Here is a 14,170-nt window from a genome sequence, read left to right on the forward strand (position 1 = left end):
CGACTGAACATCAACAACCAGCGAGGGGGTCAACATTCGGCCGGAACAGAGGGGTCAAAGTTCGGCCGGCGTTGACAGCAGGACACATCGTGGCCGCGATCTGGTGGAGCGACCCCACAAAACCGGTCGCAGGAGTCTTCACCTGCTACTGGAATGATCTGGCATCCTCGTGGACGCCGCTACGTGACCTGTGGACGCAGGCCGACACGGCACCCGGCCAGCGATAGCCGGCCATGATGCGCCGGGCCTGCACCCGGCCAACCGCTGGCCACCGAAGCGATCCCCCCTCCGCGACCTCAGCCGTTCCCACCGTCCCGGGCCGCCTAACCGCGCCTCCGCCAGTCCGCGCCCAAGCCCTTGGCAGCACCGGCGGTGGTGTGATGGTGGAACACGCCGCAGCAGACGACGACTGGACCCGCTATAACCCTGGCCGCATCGCCCCCGTCAACGCCGCGCCGGGCTGGACCGCAGACGCAAGACAGGGCAGCTCGCTCAACCCTGCCAGTGCGACGGTCCGGCCTACGCCAAGCGTGGCCGGGCTCGTTGCGTCAGTCGTCGATTGGGTGGTCGCCCTCGCCGCGGCGCGCCGCGTCTCGGATCATGCCAGCGGCTTCATCGTTGGAGCAGCCGGTGGCGCGGATAAATCGCCGGCAGCGACGCACACCTGGGTAACGACGGCGTTGCCGTCGTTACCCACGTACTCGCGGCCGGCTTGTCCAGCTGACGAGCTTTCGGTTGTGCGGCAACGGCTTGAGGCGTTCGCCGCGGACGTGGTCACCCGCTGGTGCGGTCGGATCAGCGGGTGAAGGGTGAGACGGGACGTCGCCGGCTCAGCCCTGCCCCGCAGCGGCGCGGCGCACCATCCGGCGCGCCTCGTCGCGGGGCACGCCCGTGGCGCGCAGCAGGTCGTTGGCGATGGTCCGCAGCTGGGACACGACGATGGTGCCGGAGAATCCCATGTCCTGGCGGCACGCCTCGCCGGCCTCCCGGACCGCCGCCAGCACCCGCTCCCGCGCGCCGACGGGCTCCCGGGCGGCCAGGAACTCGCGGTGCAGCATCCGGACCGCCTCGCCGTAGTGTTCGACGGCGGCGGGCAGGCCGGGTGGCACCGGCTCGTGGTCGCGCAGAGTGGTGCCGATGCGGCGGACCAGGGTGCGGCTGTTGCGGAAGGCCCGTTTCATGTGCTCGACGCCGTCCCGGTAGGCCGCCAGCCTCCGCCGGCGGCGCCAGCGCAGCGGCGAGTGTCGGGCCACCTCGTCGGCGGCGATGACGACTTCGTCGAGCCGGTTGAGTTCCGGCTCGGCGGCGCGCATCCGGTCGAGCAGTTCCTCGGCGGCGCGGGCGTCGCCGCGGGCCAGGGCCTGTGCGGAGGCGCTCATCTGTCTGGCGAATACGTCGAGCGCGGGGTCGACGACGCGCCGTAGCGTCCGCGTCGGGTTGAGCGGGACGATGACGAGCACGACCAGCAGTCCGATAGCTCCGCCGATCAGTGCGTTGATGGTCCGGGGCAGTTCCAGGTCGGGGTTGTTCGGGGTGACGGTGGCGACCAGCACGCCCGTAGCGCCGGCCTGGGCCATCAGGGCGCCAGTGCCGCGGACCACCGCTGCCACGGCGATCGCCACAAAGACGGTGGCACCGGTCTGCCACGGCCCGGTGCCCAGCAGGCCGATCAGCATGTCGCCCACGGCGATGCCGAGCACCACCCCGGCGATCAGCTCGACGGTGCGGCGGGCGTTGTTGCCGATAGCGGCGGCGATCACACCGACCGCGGCGGCCGGGGCGAAGGTTGAATCCTCGTTTCCCAGCAACTCCCTGGCTGCCACCCACGACAGTGCTGCGGCGAGGCCGGCCTGCACCGCGAGGATGAAGTACGTCTGCAACCGCCGGTATGCCTCCTGGCAGGCCCGACGCAGCCCGGAGTCCGCCTTGGTCGCTGGCTGTTCACACTCCGAGACCCGCATAGGCGCGGGTACCCGGCTCATCCGGCGCCGAACGTCAGACGGGATGGGCCATGGCGCCGGTCAGCGCGACGACACCGGGTAGCCGGGTGTCCTGGCGCAGGAACTGCACCACCACCGGCACGGGTGAGCGCAGCAGGCAGCCGTAGGGACGGTCGAGTCGGACCGCCTCCGGGTCGATCAGGTCGTTGACCCGCACGTGCCGGATCCGCCGGGCGCCGACCAGGATCCGGTACGGCCCGACGGGCTCGGCGTCCTCGTAGTAGACGTCCAGGCTGACCTCGGTGTCCTGATCCGTGGCGTTGAGCACGCACAGCTGGTCGAAGCTGGTGAACTCCGGTTCCGGGCCGTTGCCGGGGAACGGCACGCGCCCACCCGGGACCACCCACGTCCGCGCGCCGATCTGCGGCATCACGCCTCCTCCAGCAGCCGGGCCAGGTCCGGGCTGAGGAACACCCCGTCCGGGTCCAGTCGGCGACGCAACGCCTGGAAGTCGTCCCAGCGGGGATAGAGGGGCCGCAGGTCGCGGGCGGTCAGCCAGTGTCTCTTGCCCCAGTGCGGCCGGCCGCCGTACTGCCGGAAGACCGCCTCCATGTCCCGGAAGTACTCCTCGTGCGGCAGCGAGGTGTTCTGCAGGCAGGCGACGGTCACGGTCGGCCGGCCGTAGGCGTTGCTGAGCCAGATGTCGTCCGCGGCGACGCTGCGCACAAGCACCCGCCACCCGGCCACCCGGCGGTGCCGTTGCATGATGCGCCGCCGTACCTCCGCGAAGCAGGCCGGAAAGGCCTCCACCGGCAGCATGTACTCGATCTCCTCGAAGCGCAGCTCCCGGTGCCGGGGGATGGCCCGGTGGGTGGGGGCCACGTGGACCTCGCGGGGCTCGTCCACGGCCGCCGAGCCCGGTACCCGCGGCGCGTGCCACACCCGCTCGTCCGGCGTCTCGTCGACCCGGTTCATGACCCGGACCTGAGTCAGGTCGCTGCGGGGATACCAGTAGAAGTCCATGTTGCGGTTGGTGTGCTGCAACTCGGCCAGGTGCTCCAGGGTCCAGGCGACGGGCGCGCACCAGGACCGGCGGTGCAGCTGGTAGCGGGGCTGCACGGCCAGCGTGACCCGGGTGAGGACGCCGAGGGCGCCCAGCGAGAGCCGGGCCGCCGGCAGGAGCTCCGGGTTGCGGTCGGCGCTGACGTCCACCGTGTCGCCCGTGCCGGTGACCAACCGGACGCCGGCCACCTGCGTGGAGAGGTTGCCGAAGCCGAGGCCGGTGCCGTGGGTGCCGGTGGCGGTCGCGCCGGCGATCGACTGGTAGTCCACGTCCCCGAGGTTGTCCATCGCCAGCCCCGCGTCGTACAAGCCCTCACCCAACGCCCTGAGCTTGGTGCCGGCGCCGACCGTGGCGCGCACGCCGTCGTCGGCGATCACCCCAGCCAGCCGGTCGAGGCTGGCGAGGATCCCATCGGTACGCACCAGCGGGCTCGACGAGTGCCCAGAGCCCACCGGCCGCAACGTCGTCCCGGCCTCGCGGGCCCGCCACACCAACGCCCGCACCTCGTCCTCGTCCGCAGGCTCGGCATACTCCGCCGGGATGAACGACAGGCTGCCAGACCAGTTCACGAACTCTCGTTCCACGTCCCCTCCTCCTCCCACTGGACGCAATGGCTTACCCGCCGATACGACAGACAGTCACCCACATGATCTGCCGCCCGCGTGGCCCATGCCGGGGGCCGCCATGGATGAGTACCGTCGGCTGCTGACATGTCGAATTCGGTAACCTGTCGGGTGGGTAAGGGCTCCTCGGTCAAACCGAGGCCGACCGCTAGGTCGTGGCCGGCTGGCTCCTAGTACTCCAGCCGCAGCTGGTGGAGTCGGAGTCTTCGCTGGTAGTGGGCTGTTCTGGCGCGGTACTGGTGTCGGCGTCGCCATCGTGACCGTCGATGGATGTGGTCGAAGGGTCGGATGGTGGTCGATGACCTCGCCACCACCCCCGCGATCGTCATGGGCCGCCGGATGGACATCCTCGGCTGGTACCGCCTGGCAGCCGCCATGATCACCGACTTCGCCAAAGTTGCGGAAAAGCACCGCAACTATGTGCGTATCCTGTTCACCAATCCGGCCATGCGCACCCTCTACGCCGACTGGGAATCCGTCGCCAGAACTGCGGTCGCGCAACTGCGCATGCAAGCAGCGAAATACCCCGACGACCCCCGCCTGGCCGGGCTCGTCGAAGAACTGTCCGTGCGAGACCCCCAATTTCGCACCTGGTGGGCCGCCCGCACCGTCGCGAGCCTGACGACCGGCAGCAAAACCCTGATCCACCCCCACAATCGGCGAACTGGTTCTCGACTGGGACACCCTCGTCGAAGCCAACGACACGGAACAACAGCTCGTGATCTGGACCGCCCCACCCGGCAGCCCACCACGACGCCCTACGGTTCCTGGCCTCCTGGACCGACGAAACCCCCACTCCGAGACTCCATAAGCAGGAGGGCTAACCACTCTGTGACTTCCACCGCCGCGCCGATCGACGTTTTATGGCCAGACCCTCGGGTAGCACACCTGACAGCAAGCCTGCCCCGGGGACTGTAAGACGAACGGTGTAACTCCTGATCAAGGAGCAGCACCTGATGACGGATGTCGTGATCACCGGGTCGATATGTTGGCGAACGCGCAGGACTACCCACCGTCATAGTGGGTAGTCCTGCAGACCGATCGACCCACGGGTGGGAGAAGCCATGCCGGTCTACGGCTACCACGCCTCGCACGAGCAGTTCCCGCCGAGTGAGCTGCTGCGGCTGACGGAGAGCGCCGAAGAGGCCGGTTTTGGACGGGCGATGTGCTCGGACCACTTCGCGCCGTTCGGCGCCGAGCAGGGGCACTCCGGGTTCGCCTGGTCTTGGCTGGGTGCCGCGCTGGCCCGTACCGGCCTGCCGATGGGTGTGGTCAACGCTCCCGGTCAGCGGTACCACCCGGCGGTCGTGGCGCAGGCCGCCGCGACGCTGGCGGAGATGTTCCCGGGCCGGTTCTGGCTGGCGGTGGGCAGCGGGCAGGCACTCAACGAGCACATCACCGGGGATCGGTGGCCGAGTAAGTCGGAACGCAACGCCCGGTTGTGGGAGTGCGTGGAGGTGATCCGCCGGCTGTTCGCCGGCGAGTGCGTGACGCATCGTGGGCTGGTGACCGTGGACCGGGCGCTGCTGTGGTCGCGACCGGCGCAACCGCCTGCGGTGTACGCGGCGGCGGTGACTCCGGAGACTGCCGGCTGGGCCGGGTCGTGGGCGGACGGGCTGATCACCATCAACCAGGGCGTCGACGCGGTACGGCGGGTGCTCGCGGCGTACCGGGACGCCGGTGGGCGGGGGCCGGTGCTGTTGCAGGTGCACCTGTCCTGGGCCGTCGACGAGGACACGGCGCTGCGGGTGGCGCACGAGCAGTGGCGCGCCGCGATCCTGGGCAGCGACGTCGGCTGGGATTTGGTCACCCCGGCGGACTTCGCCGAGGCGACCGCGTATGTCCGGCCGGAGGACATGCGGCGGCACGTGCTCGTGTCCGGCGATCCGGCACGCCACGCGTACTGGCTGCGCGAATACGCCGACCTCGGCGTCGACGAGATCTACCTGCACCACGTCGGGCGCGACCAGGACCGCTTCCTCGACGTGTTCGGTACCCGGGTGCTGCCGGAACTGGCATGAGCTTTTCACCTATCGACTCGTACGCCTTCCTGTCCGACACCCACACCACCGCATTGGTGGGACCGGACGGCACCGTCGAGTGGATGTGCGTACCCGATGCGGCAGGCGACGCGGTCCTGGCCCGGCTGCTGGACCGCGACGTCGGGGGCCGGTTCTCCCTCGCCGTCGCCGGCTGCCCGGTGCCGGCCCGCCGCTACCCGCCCGGCACCCTGGTGCTGGAGAACCGGTGGGAGGGCCCGGACGGCACGGCGGTCGGCCAGGACATGCTGGCCATCGCGCCTGGCGACGCAGCTCAACCGATCAGGGCGGAGCACGTGCTGCTGCGCCGGGTGCGCGCCGAAGCAGGTGTGGTCCGGCTACGGGTGGAGCTGACCCCGCGCCCCGGCTTCGGCAAGCATCCGGTGCGGTGGGAACGCTGCGGCGACAGCTGGCACGCGCGGGGCACACCGCTGCGAGTGATCACGGACCTGCCTACGTCGGTGGCCGATGGGACCTTGATCGGCGAGGCGGAGCTGCGGGCCGGACAGAGCGTCACGCTCCTGTTCGGCTATGCCGACACTGTCCCCCCTCTCGCCGCCGCCGACGGGCTGTCCGCCCGGACCAGCGCCACCTGGCGGGACTGGTCGGCGCGCAGCACCTACACCGGCTTCGCCGCGGAGGCGGTGCGGCACAGCGCCCTGGTGCTGCGCGGTCTGTCGTACGACAGGACCGGCGCGCTGCTGGCCGCTGCGACCACCTCGCTGCCGGAAGAGGTCGGCGGGGTACGCAACTGGGACTACCGCTACACCTGGCACCGCGACGCAGCCCTGCTGCTGCTCGCCCTGTTCCGCCTCGGCCACGTGGAGGAAGGCCGCCGCTACATGCAATTCCTGCTCAAGTTGTGCGCTGACGAGCAGCCGCTTCCTCCGTTGACCGGCATCCACGGCCGGACAGACGAGGAACGGCAACTGCCACACCTGTCCGGCTACGCCCACAGCCGACCCGTTCGGATCGGCAACGCCGCCGCCGAACAGACCCAGTTCGACACCTACGGGCACGTCCTCGACGCGGCCCTGGCCTACCAGCAGCTCACCGGCGAACTGGCGAGCGACCAGTGGAAGCTGCTGCGGCGACACGTCGACACCATGGCCCAGCGGTGGCACGAACCCGACCACGGCCCTTGGGAGATCCGCGGTCCCTGCCGGCACTACGTCGCCTCCAAGATGATGACCTGGGTCTGCCTCGACCGGGGAATCCGCCTCGCCGAACTGCTCCACGACCGGGACGCACCGGTGTCGCGGTGGCAGCAGGCACGCGACACACTGCACGCCGAGATCCTCGACCGGGGCTACGACGAGCGGGTCGGCGCCTTCGTCATCGCGTACGATTCGACCGACCTGGACGCCGCGCTGCTGCGTATGCCGCTGGTCGGATTCCTGCCCGGCGACGATCCGCGGGTGGTCTCCACCATCGAGCGGATCCGCGAGGACCTCACCATCGCACCGGCCCTCATCCGCCGATACAAGATCGACGATGGCCTACCCGGTGAAGAGGGCGCGTTCCTGCTGAGCTGTTTCGAACTGGTCTCCGCCCTTGCGCTGGCCAAACAGCACACCGAAGCCCGGCGCCTCTTCGACCAACTCACGAACTATGCCGGACCCCTCGGGCTGCACCCCGAGGAACGTGACGCCGACGCAGCCGCACTGGGCAACCACCCGCAGGCGTTCACCCACCTCGCCCTCATCGAGGCGGCCATGAACCTGGACGCGATCGGCGATCGCGACGCCCTCCACGCTTGGGCCGAACGCCACACAGCCCGAGCCGACCCAACTCGAAGTCAGGTAAAAAGCTCATCTGACTGTGAGGCTGGCCGGGTCGGCCCTCAAGTCATGGACTGATGGTCGGTAGTAGTGGACGTGATCCTACCTCTGAGCGGCTTTGCGCCTTTGAGTGGCTTTGTCCGTCCGCTGCTGCCGGCACCCGGCCCGGCGGAAGACGTTTGGCCTGATCGGGAGCTTGACCGCGCCGGTGAAGCCGAAATGGCCGAACGGGGCTGAGTCGATCGCAGGGGGATGCGGCCTCCTGGGCGGGTGCGGCAGCGGTGGGAGGCGACTGCCTCGGATACGGCGTCGAGGTCGTCGGTGGTGGTGTAGGCGTGGGTGGCCAGGCGCAGGACGCCAGTGCGGGGTGCGGCGATGACGCCGCGGTGTCCGAGCCAGGCCGCCATGGCCTCCGCGTGTGGCTCGACGAGCGCCAGGTGCGGGCCTTGCGTGTCGACGTCGGCGGCCAGGCGCACAATCTCCATGGACAGGCCGGCGACGGCGGCGTAGACGGCGGCGACAGCGGGTGTGCCGGTCTCGTAGCGGCGGGCGTGTGGCGGGAAGTCCAGGACGGTGGCGCGGTGGGCGTGGGGGTCGGCGCGGCCGAGCCAGCCGGTGAGGGTCGGCCGTGGTCCGTCGGGGTTGCGGACGTAGAGGAAGGCCAGCCGGGGGAGCCCGAGCAGGTACTTGCCGGTGCCGGTGACGAGGTAGTCGCAGTGCAGGGCGTCGACTTCGAGGGGCATCACGCCGGCGGCCTGGTAGGCGTCGACGAACACGGCTGCGCCGGTGGCGTGCGCGGTGTCGGCGATACGGGCCACGTCGAGGCGCCGGGAGTCTCGGTAGGTCCCACCCGGGGGACTCGAAGCCTGAGCCGTTGCCCAGTGCCGTGCGGATGACGGCGAACCGGGCCGGCGGCAGAGACCTCAGCATGTGTAGCTGCTCGGTGGTCAGGCGCAGCGTTTCCGCGGCGCGATGCAGGAGCAGTTCGGCTGCGGACGGCCGGTCCGCGTCGAGGTGCGCCAGGGCCCGCAACAGGTGGGATCGGGTGAGCTTCAGCCACAGCTCGGTGCTCTGGTGCACGATCTGGAACAGCAGCTCGTCGGCGTGCACCCACTCCCCCGGCCCTCGTTGTAGGGACAGCAGGTCGTCGGTACGCATGTAGCGGGCGTAGTCGGTGTCACCGGATCCCGGCAGCACAGCGGGCAGAGGGGACGTAGGCATAGGGGTCTCCAAGGGCGTTCGGGCAACTGCCCGGGTGGCTATCGCGTCGGCAGAGGCGTGCCGGTGGCACATGCCGGGTCAGGTGCGCAGGGCGGCGAGCGTGGAGGCCGCTACGGCGCGCACTCGGGCAGGCAGATCCCCGCGCAGGACCGTCCCGGGACGCAGCGGAGCGGCAGTGACAGTCAGGTAGAGATTCGCGTCATAGGCGCAGATGGCGAAGCCGCTGGCCCGGTCCACGTAGGCGTAGGCGGCGGACCCAAGGCCAATCACGTCCATGCTCGGCCCATCAGACTGCTGGGCCTGGCGCAGGCCCTCGTACAGGAGCCTGCCGGAGCCGGGCGCCCCGATGTCGGCACGTACCGTCACCACGATGCCGTTGGGCAGGCGACCCACCGTGGCAGTGCATGCCGTGCTGACGGTGCTGCCGGCCGCGCGGGAGTCGTCCTGTTGGCTTCCGACCGGACCGACGATCTCGGAGATCGGTGTGAGGGCTACCTTCGAGCACAGCGCGTCTACCGGGCGATACGGCGCTGCGGTCGACGCGCCTGCGGTGGGCGTCGTTGCCTCGGCCGTCCTGGTGGTGCCGGCGGTGTCGGAAGCGGTGGTCGCCGTGGTCGTGCCCGAAGCGTCTTGAACTCCGGGATGTTCGGTACAGCCCGTTGCCGCCAGGACCACGGCGACAAAGACGGCCATCGCCGCAACTGCGCGGTGCCGCGCAAAGAACGGGTACGCCTTACGGCGGTCACGGTATTGATTTAGGGCAGACAATGGGGGCAGGATCACAGGATCCACCTATCCCGGGGATACAGGGTAGTTGCCCGCGCGAATTAACCGGGCATGCTTTGACGCAGACCCGCTCCCCAGTCATCGGGACTGCGTCGTTAACGCAGCAAATTCAGCACAGCCCTGACCTCAGTGTCCACAGTTTCGGCTACCCCTAGCCACATTTACTGCCCTGTTGTAACACGCTCGTACAACACCTGAGCAGGGATGAAGCGCTCATCAGACGCACAATCGAAGAATGCGCCTTTCGGGGGCAGGCGATTCGCCCTGCTCGAAAGCACAAGCGCTACGGCGTGAACCTGCTCGACTTGAGGGCGACTTCCAGGATGGCGAGGGTCCGGAGGTCGGCCTAGCGGTCGCCGTTGAGCACCGAGCCGAACCGGTCGACCCCGCCCCGGGTCGGTAGCGCCACCACTTGAGCGGACAGCCTCGCCGCTCCTATCACGCCTGCGCGATGCGCACCGATGGCAGCCTGTGGCGCTGGGGCGACAACTCGTTCGGGCAGCTCGGCGACGGCACCACCACTCACCGGTCGACCCCGGCACAGGTGGCCCTGCCGGGCTGACCGCCACCGGTGGACGAACTGGGCCGTCGATCCGCGCCGCTGCCACGTCAGCGACGGCGCGGGCCGACGGCACCGCGCCATCGGCCGGTGTCGCGCAAGGAGGTTGGGGAGAGCAACCGCACATTGCCGGCACCGAACGCGGTCTCTCACGCGACGCCACCCAGTGCCTCAACCGAGCCGCGGAGCAGGCATGTGTACCCGCTGGCACCGGGCACCGAGCCCGAAGAAACACCATCGAGGTCGACGAGAACACCCCGCAGGCGGGGTACCTGCCAAACGTGGCACGAGCGGCAGGCCTACCCATCGCCGATAGGCAGGCTAATCAGGCCGGGGCGCGGGTGCGGACATCGGCGGCGTGGCCGAGGCCAGCTATTGCATGATCAAAGGACGGCCGCCGCCCGCCGGGTATTCGACAAGGACCCGGACTTGGCGCCTCTCACCGCCACAATCAGAGATCGATGGCGACGGCTCCCCGCATTGGCGAAGCCGTGGGGCCGTCGGCGTAGGGGTCCGGCTCGCCGAGTTCGGGGCGCCATTCGTTGAGCGGCACCAGACCCGGTTCGATCAGCGTCAGGTCGCCGAAGAGAGCAGCGAGTTGCGCGTCGGTGCGCAGCGTAATCTCGGTGGCGGCACGGGCTCGGAAGACGGCCTTGCCCTCAGACACGGTCGTGTTGTCGTACCGATCGGTCACGACGGCGCTGATGTGGGAGATGACCATCGCGCTACCGGGGGCGAGCCGCTCGCGGATCGGGGTGACGACGGAATCGATACGAAGTGAACCAGGCGCGGTCAAGTGTCCCCGCTTTGTCGCCGCGCCAGCGGATCCACAACCCGAGCGTCGTCCACCGCAACTCGCCGTCGGGGGCCCGGAACCCGAACTCGAGCCACCACACCCCGGTTTTCTCTCGGCCCGGCGTCCGGTTGTGGTGGCGGTCAGCCAGGTTGCCGGATCCCCGCTGCGACATGGACAGGGCCGCCGGGCTAGTGTCGCCGTCGATCATGGTGGGAAACCACTGCCCGCTGGTCAGCGACTTACCGGAGCCGTTGGGCCCGACGAGGGCGCACCAGCCGTTGTGGAACAGGAACTGCTCATCAACCCAGGCCCAGGAGTTGACGACGCCAGCGCGCACCGGCTGCCAGCGTCCGACTGCAGCGGGAAGGGCGTCAACGGTGAGAGCGTGCGTGGCGCCGAATCCCGCGTCGAACAGGGTGACGTTCGCGGGCTGATCAATGGACTTGCTCATGCTTGCCGTCCTGGTCGAAGAGAGCGTCGTCGGTCAGGGGTAGCTCGCCGCGGCGGTCGGGGGTAGCGACGCGCACCCGCCAGTGGCCGTGTGCGCCGGTGGTGGTCCAGGCGGGCGGCCGGTCGCTGGTTCGGATGAGGATCCCGGCGGCGACGAGGCTTGCGAGGGCTTCCTGGGTCAGAGTCTGGAGCGCGGCGTTCGATCGGAAGGACTTGGCCCACTCGGGCTGGTCTGCCTTGGCCTCGGCGATGACCGCCTGGCAGGCATCCTCGGTCAGCGGCTGCGGCGCCCCGCCGGTGTTCAGCCACTGCACGATAAGCAGGGCGGCTTGGCCCGGGATGGAGTGGGGTTGAGGGAAGTCGAGGTCCGTGCTGCGGCGGCCGGAATCGGCGGTCAGCCACAGATCTCGGCGCACCACGCAGGTCAGCCCGGCGACCATCGCGGCTTGAACAGCCTGGCGGCGGCCACCCGGCGAGGCGAGATAGGTGGCCTCGATGCCGTCGCCCCCGAGAGGCACTACGGCATCGTCTATCACCGCGCGGAGCGCGCGGTGCCGCCGCTGCAGGTCACGCTGGTTCTCCGAGGCGTGGTCGGGAAGGGCGGCCTGGTCCTCGCACAGCTTGGCGACGTGTGTGTGCGGCTGGCTCAGGTCGATCTGCAGTTGGGAGATGGCTGGCGCTGCCAGTAGATCGTTGAGTCGTTCAGGGTTACAGGTGATCACGATGTCGTTGCCGGCATCTGTGCCGGCGGCCGTCAACGGGCCGTCGCTGGTGATGAAGCCCCACTCGCGCAGCAGCTCACACGCGTCGACGAACGCTCGCCGGTGTTGCTCGGCCTTGGCACGCGGCTCTCCGGCCTGTGTGACGACCTGGAACGCCGGTAGCCTGCCGGCGCCGGATTCTGCCGCGCACGTGCGGATCACTTCTCGCTGCAGATCGCCGAAGGTGATCTCGGGACGCCGCCAGAGCTGTTCAGCGATCAGGCACAGCAGAGTGAGCACCAGCACGGATACCTTGCCTGCGCCTTCGCGCGGCAGGCAGCTGCGGTCCTGCGGCGGTTGGTGACGCCGTTTGAAGAGCCGCACGTACCGCCCGAGGTTGGAAATCCTTACCCGCCATCCCAGGGTCGCGTGGAACCACTGCCGCAGGTCGTCCTCGCGGGCCCGGGCTGCTCGGAACAATTCCGGTTCCGTCTCCTCGGTCAGGAAGGGCTTTCGCAGAAGCGCCGGGATGACCGGCGCGAGGTTGGCCAGTCTGTCCTCACGGGGCTCAAGAAGGAACTCGTCGAGGGCGGTCATCGATGCGACCTGGTCGAATCGGCGACGACGGGAGAGATCTCGATCCAGACGTCGGGCGCGGTGAGGCTGCCCTCGGCGGTCTGGACGGTGGTCACCCTGCCGATACGGCCTGGTTTGAGTCGCATGCGGCACCGCAAGGTGAGCGCTTCCCCGTACCCTAGGTCGGCGTCGTAGCTGTCCATGGCTTCCTCCAGCAGGTCGATCAGTACCTGCAAATGGGCGCTGTCGATGCCAGCGAAGTGGGTCAGGCCCACTTGGCCCGGCGTTAACAGGCCTTCGGACAGCTCGGCGAGCCTGGCCATCTCTGCCAGGGCAGCCTGCTCCTCCGCCTCGCGCGACAGCGCCAGGTTTTCCATCCGGTGGGCGGTCCGTGGCGTCGATGTGCTGGGGGCGCGACTGCGGAGGCTCACAGAAACGTTGACGCTGGGCCCGGCGGCGACGGTGACTGCCGGCAGGATGTCGTCGTCCTCATGAGGGACCTTCGGGTGTTGGGCTGCCCACATCCCGGTGGCGGCGGCGAAAACGGCGTAGGCGTCGGCGTCGGCGCCTTGGGCGTGGATCATCAGCGCCAGCTGCCGGAAGTCCGCCGCGAGATCGCTGGTGCGGTTGGAGGCATGGTAGCGGCGGGTGATGGCCGAGAGCAGGGCATCGATTGCATACATGGCCGAGTCGATGATCTTGTCGATGTTGCCGCCGGGCGTGAACCACGCGTCGAGGCTCTCCAAGTGCGTCACAGCGTCGTCGATCCACGCCGCCGTGTCGCCCATTTCGACGGCGCCCGCGCCGGATGCGCCTGTTTCAGCGATAACGGCGTAGCCTTCCACCCGGATAGCCTCGAGGCTGCGCCTCAACGGCGCGAGCGCTGTCTGAGTGTGCTGCACGAACTGCCGCAGCACCACCATGATGCGCGTCCGGCTCTCGCCGAAGACCTCATCGTCGGTGACGTCATGCTGATTCAGCATGCGCATCGCCTCGTAGTAGTCGCCGGCTGCGTTGAGCAGCTGACCGACCTGCGACCGCACGGCGGCGATGTCCAGGGCGACCCGCATGGGCTCCTTGTCGAGGTGAAGGAGGAGCTGACGTAGCGTGTCCTGGATTGAGTCGATTAGCCGCGGGGGCAGCGCAAGCACCCGATCGAGGTCGTTGATCGCGTCGCGGACCGACCGGACAATGATGCGGCCCTTCTTGCTCAACGCCCACGCCTCCTGACGGCGGTGGCCGTCGCGGAGGTCCTCTCGCGATGCCGTTGGGCTCAAGAACGGCAGTACCAGACGCATCTGGACCAGCTCATCGAGCCGGCTTCGGAGAAGGTCGGCGGGCATAGGCTCGCCGTAGCCATCCCGCGTCATCTGCTCCGCGATGTCGCGCATCGTTGACAGCGGCGCAGTGCCGCTCAATCGCAGCAAAGCGGAGAGAACAGCGGCGTAGTCCTCGCGGGCGTTACCCAGCGGTTCGCCGACGAACCGCCACATGTCCGGCTCGATAGCCCGCCACCAATCGGTTCGCATCATCCTCCCTTCTCGCGCGACCATCAATGCAGTGGATGCTTACAGATGGGTGCGACAAAATCCGCCCTTCGTACATTTGTTCGGCAAGAGTGGATCACGCAGCCTG

12 protein-coding genes and 3 pseudogenes are annotated in these 14,170 nt (G+C 69.1%); 5 read left to right on the top strand and 10 right to left on the bottom strand.

Going from position 1 to position 14,170, the window contains the following annotated elements; translation table 11 throughout:
* Window positions 1–380 precede the first annotated feature (380 nt).
* A complete protein-coding gene (locus ACX27O_RS29825) occupies window positions 381–806 on the top strand; it encodes a hypothetical protein (RefSeq protein WP_458940444.1) in 426 nt (141 codons plus the stop codon).
* Between the two features lie 24 nt (window positions 807–830).
* Here ACX27O_RS29825 and ACX27O_RS29830 read toward each other — a convergent pair whose 3' ends face one another.
* From ACX27O_RS29830 to ACX27O_RS29840, 3 genes are read right to left on the bottom strand one after another with little or no spacing between them, the layout of a single operon-like run.
* On the bottom strand, window positions 831–1,982 hold the full coding sequence (locus ACX27O_RS29830; RefSeq protein WP_244166380.1) for an FUSC family protein: 1,152 nt from the start codon (window positions 1,980–1,982) through the stop codon (window positions 831–833).
* Window positions 1,983–1,995: 13 nt separating this feature from the next.
* On the bottom strand, window positions 1,996–2,370 hold the full coding sequence (locus tag ACX27O_RS29835) for a sensory rhodopsin transducer (protein WP_244166379.1): 375 nt from the start codon (window positions 2,368–2,370) through the stop codon (window positions 1,996–1,998).
* Entirely contained in the window at window positions 2,370–3,587 is a 1,218-nt protein-coding gene (locus tag ACX27O_RS29840) for a D-arabinono-1,4-lactone oxidase (RefSeq protein WP_091404242.1), read from the bottom strand. The genes ACX27O_RS29835 and ACX27O_RS29840 overlap by 1 nt, the downstream gene beginning before the upstream one ends.
* A gap of 327 nt (window positions 3,588–3,914) precedes the next feature.
* Here ACX27O_RS29840 and ACX27O_RS29845 point away from each other — a divergent pair, with 327 nt between their 5' ends.
* From ACX27O_RS29845 to ACX27O_RS29855, 3 genes are all read left to right on the top strand, one after another.
* The gene (locus ACX27O_RS29845) at window positions 3,915–4,544 is read left to right on the top strand and encodes an MmyB family transcriptional regulator (protein WP_208603825.1); all 630 of its coding nucleotides are present in this window, start codon (window positions 3,915–3,917) and stop codon (window positions 4,542–4,544) included.
* A 146-nt stretch (window positions 4,545–4,690) separates the two neighbouring features.
* The gene (locus ACX27O_RS29850; RefSeq protein WP_091404239.1) at window positions 4,691–5,647 is read left to right on the top strand and encodes a TIGR03885 family FMN-dependent LLM class oxidoreductase; all 957 of its coding nucleotides are present in this window, start codon (window positions 4,691–4,693) and stop codon (window positions 5,645–5,647) included.
* Entirely contained in the window at window positions 5,644–7,524 is a 1,881-nt protein-coding gene (locus tag ACX27O_RS29855; protein WP_091404237.1) for a glycoside hydrolase family 15 protein, read from the top strand. Before ACX27O_RS29850 ends, ACX27O_RS29855 begins: the two co-directional genes overlap by 4 nt.
* A gap of 188 nt (window positions 7,525–7,712) precedes the next feature.
* Here ACX27O_RS29855 and ACX27O_RS29860 read toward each other — a convergent pair.
* The 3 genes and pseudogenes from ACX27O_RS29860 to ACX27O_RS29870 form a co-directional block, all read right to left on the bottom strand.
* Window positions 7,713–8,306: pseudogene (locus ACX27O_RS29860) on the bottom strand (aminotransferase class V-fold PLP-dependent enzyme); the annotation flags it as partial.
* A gap of 52 nt (window positions 8,307–8,358) precedes the next feature.
* Window positions 8,359–8,739: pseudogene (locus ACX27O_RS29865) on the bottom strand (hypothetical protein); the annotation flags it as partial.
* 6 nt (window positions 8,740–8,745) lie between these two features.
* Window positions 8,746–9,360 (bottom strand): hypothetical protein, encoded by a 615-nt coding sequence (locus tag ACX27O_RS29870; RefSeq protein WP_141710423.1) that lies wholly within the window; start codon window positions 9,358–9,360, stop codon window positions 8,746–8,748.
* Between the two features lie 544 nt (window positions 9,361–9,904).
* Between ACX27O_RS29870 and ACX27O_RS29875 the strand changes: the two are divergent.
* A pseudogene (locus ACX27O_RS29875) lies at window positions 9,905–10,009 on the top strand (hypothetical protein); the annotation flags it as partial.
* Window positions 10,010–10,463: 454 nt separating this feature from the next.
* Here ACX27O_RS29875 and ACX27O_RS29880 read toward each other — a convergent pair.
* From ACX27O_RS29880 to ACX27O_RS29895, 4 genes are read right to left on the bottom strand one after another with little or no spacing between them, the layout of a single operon-like run.
* Window positions 10,464–10,733, bottom strand: a complete 270-nt coding sequence (locus tag ACX27O_RS29880; RefSeq protein WP_091404226.1) for an SAM-dependent methyltransferase — start codon at window positions 10,731–10,733, stop codon at window positions 10,464–10,466.
* 4 nt (window positions 10,734–10,737) lie between these two features.
* Window positions 10,738–11,259: a hypothetical protein gene (locus ACX27O_RS29885; protein WP_091404223.1), complete on the bottom strand. Its 522-nt coding sequence runs from the start codon at window positions 11,257–11,259 to the stop codon at window positions 10,738–10,740.
* Complete coding sequence (locus tag ACX27O_RS29890) at window positions 11,243–12,556, bottom strand: DUF2398 family protein (RefSeq protein ID WP_091404219.1); 1,314 nt, start codon at window positions 12,554–12,556, stop codon at window positions 11,243–11,245. Before ACX27O_RS29890 ends, ACX27O_RS29885 begins: the two co-directional genes overlap by 17 nt.
* Window positions 12,553–14,067 (bottom strand): DUF2397 family protein, encoded by a 1,515-nt coding sequence (locus ACX27O_RS29895; RefSeq protein ID WP_167362462.1) that lies wholly within the window; start codon window positions 14,065–14,067, stop codon window positions 12,553–12,555. The genes ACX27O_RS29890 and ACX27O_RS29895 overlap by 4 nt, the downstream gene beginning before the upstream one ends.
* Between the last annotated feature and the right edge of the window lie 103 nt (window positions 14,068–14,170).

The organism is Micromonospora sp. SD19 (assembly GCF_054462275.1).

What these genes read in the sequence shown, in the direction of transcription:
- ACX27O_RS29855 (WP_091404237.1), top strand. Translation starts at nt 5,644, where the DNA reads ATGAGCTTTTCACCTATCGACTCGTACGCCTTCCTGTCCGACACCCAC.
- ACX27O_RS29880 (WP_091404226.1), bottom strand. Translation starts at nt 10,733, where the DNA reads ATGGTCATCTCCCACATCAGCGCCGTCGTGACCGATCGGTACGACAAC.
- ACX27O_RS29830 (WP_244166380.1), bottom strand. Translation starts at nt 1,982, where the DNA reads ATGAGCCGGGTACCCGCGCCTATGCGGGTCTCGGAGTGTGAACAGCCA.
- ACX27O_RS29870 (WP_141710423.1), bottom strand. Translation starts at nt 9,360, where the DNA reads ATGGCCGTCTTTGTCGCCGTGGTCCTGGCGGCAACGGGCTGTACCGAA.
- ACX27O_RS29885 (WP_091404223.1), bottom strand. Translation starts at nt 11,259, where the DNA reads ATGAGCAAGTCCATTGATCAGCCCGCGAACGTCACCCTGTTCGACGCG.
- ACX27O_RS29845 (WP_208603825.1), top strand. Translation starts at nt 3,915, where the DNA reads ATGGTGGTCGATGACCTCGCCACCACCCCCGCGATCGTCATGGGCCGC.
- ACX27O_RS29895 (WP_167362462.1), bottom strand. Translation starts at nt 14,067, where the DNA reads ATGATGCGAACCGATTGGTGGCGGGCTATCGAGCCGGACATGTGGCGG.
- ACX27O_RS29890 (WP_091404219.1), bottom strand. Translation starts at nt 12,556, where the DNA reads ATGACCGCCCTCGACGAGTTCCTTCTTGAGCCCCGTGAGGACAGACTG.
- ACX27O_RS29835 (WP_244166379.1), bottom strand. Translation starts at nt 2,370, where the DNA reads ATGCCGCAGATCGGCGCGCGGACGTGGGTGGTCCCGGGTGGGCGCGTG.
- ACX27O_RS29850 (WP_091404239.1), top strand. Translation starts at nt 4,691, where the DNA reads ATGCCGGTCTACGGCTACCACGCCTCGCACGAGCAGTTCCCGCCGAGT.
- ACX27O_RS29825 (WP_458940444.1), top strand. Translation starts at nt 381, where the DNA reads ATGGTGGAACACGCCGCAGCAGACGACGACTGGACCCGCTATAACCCT.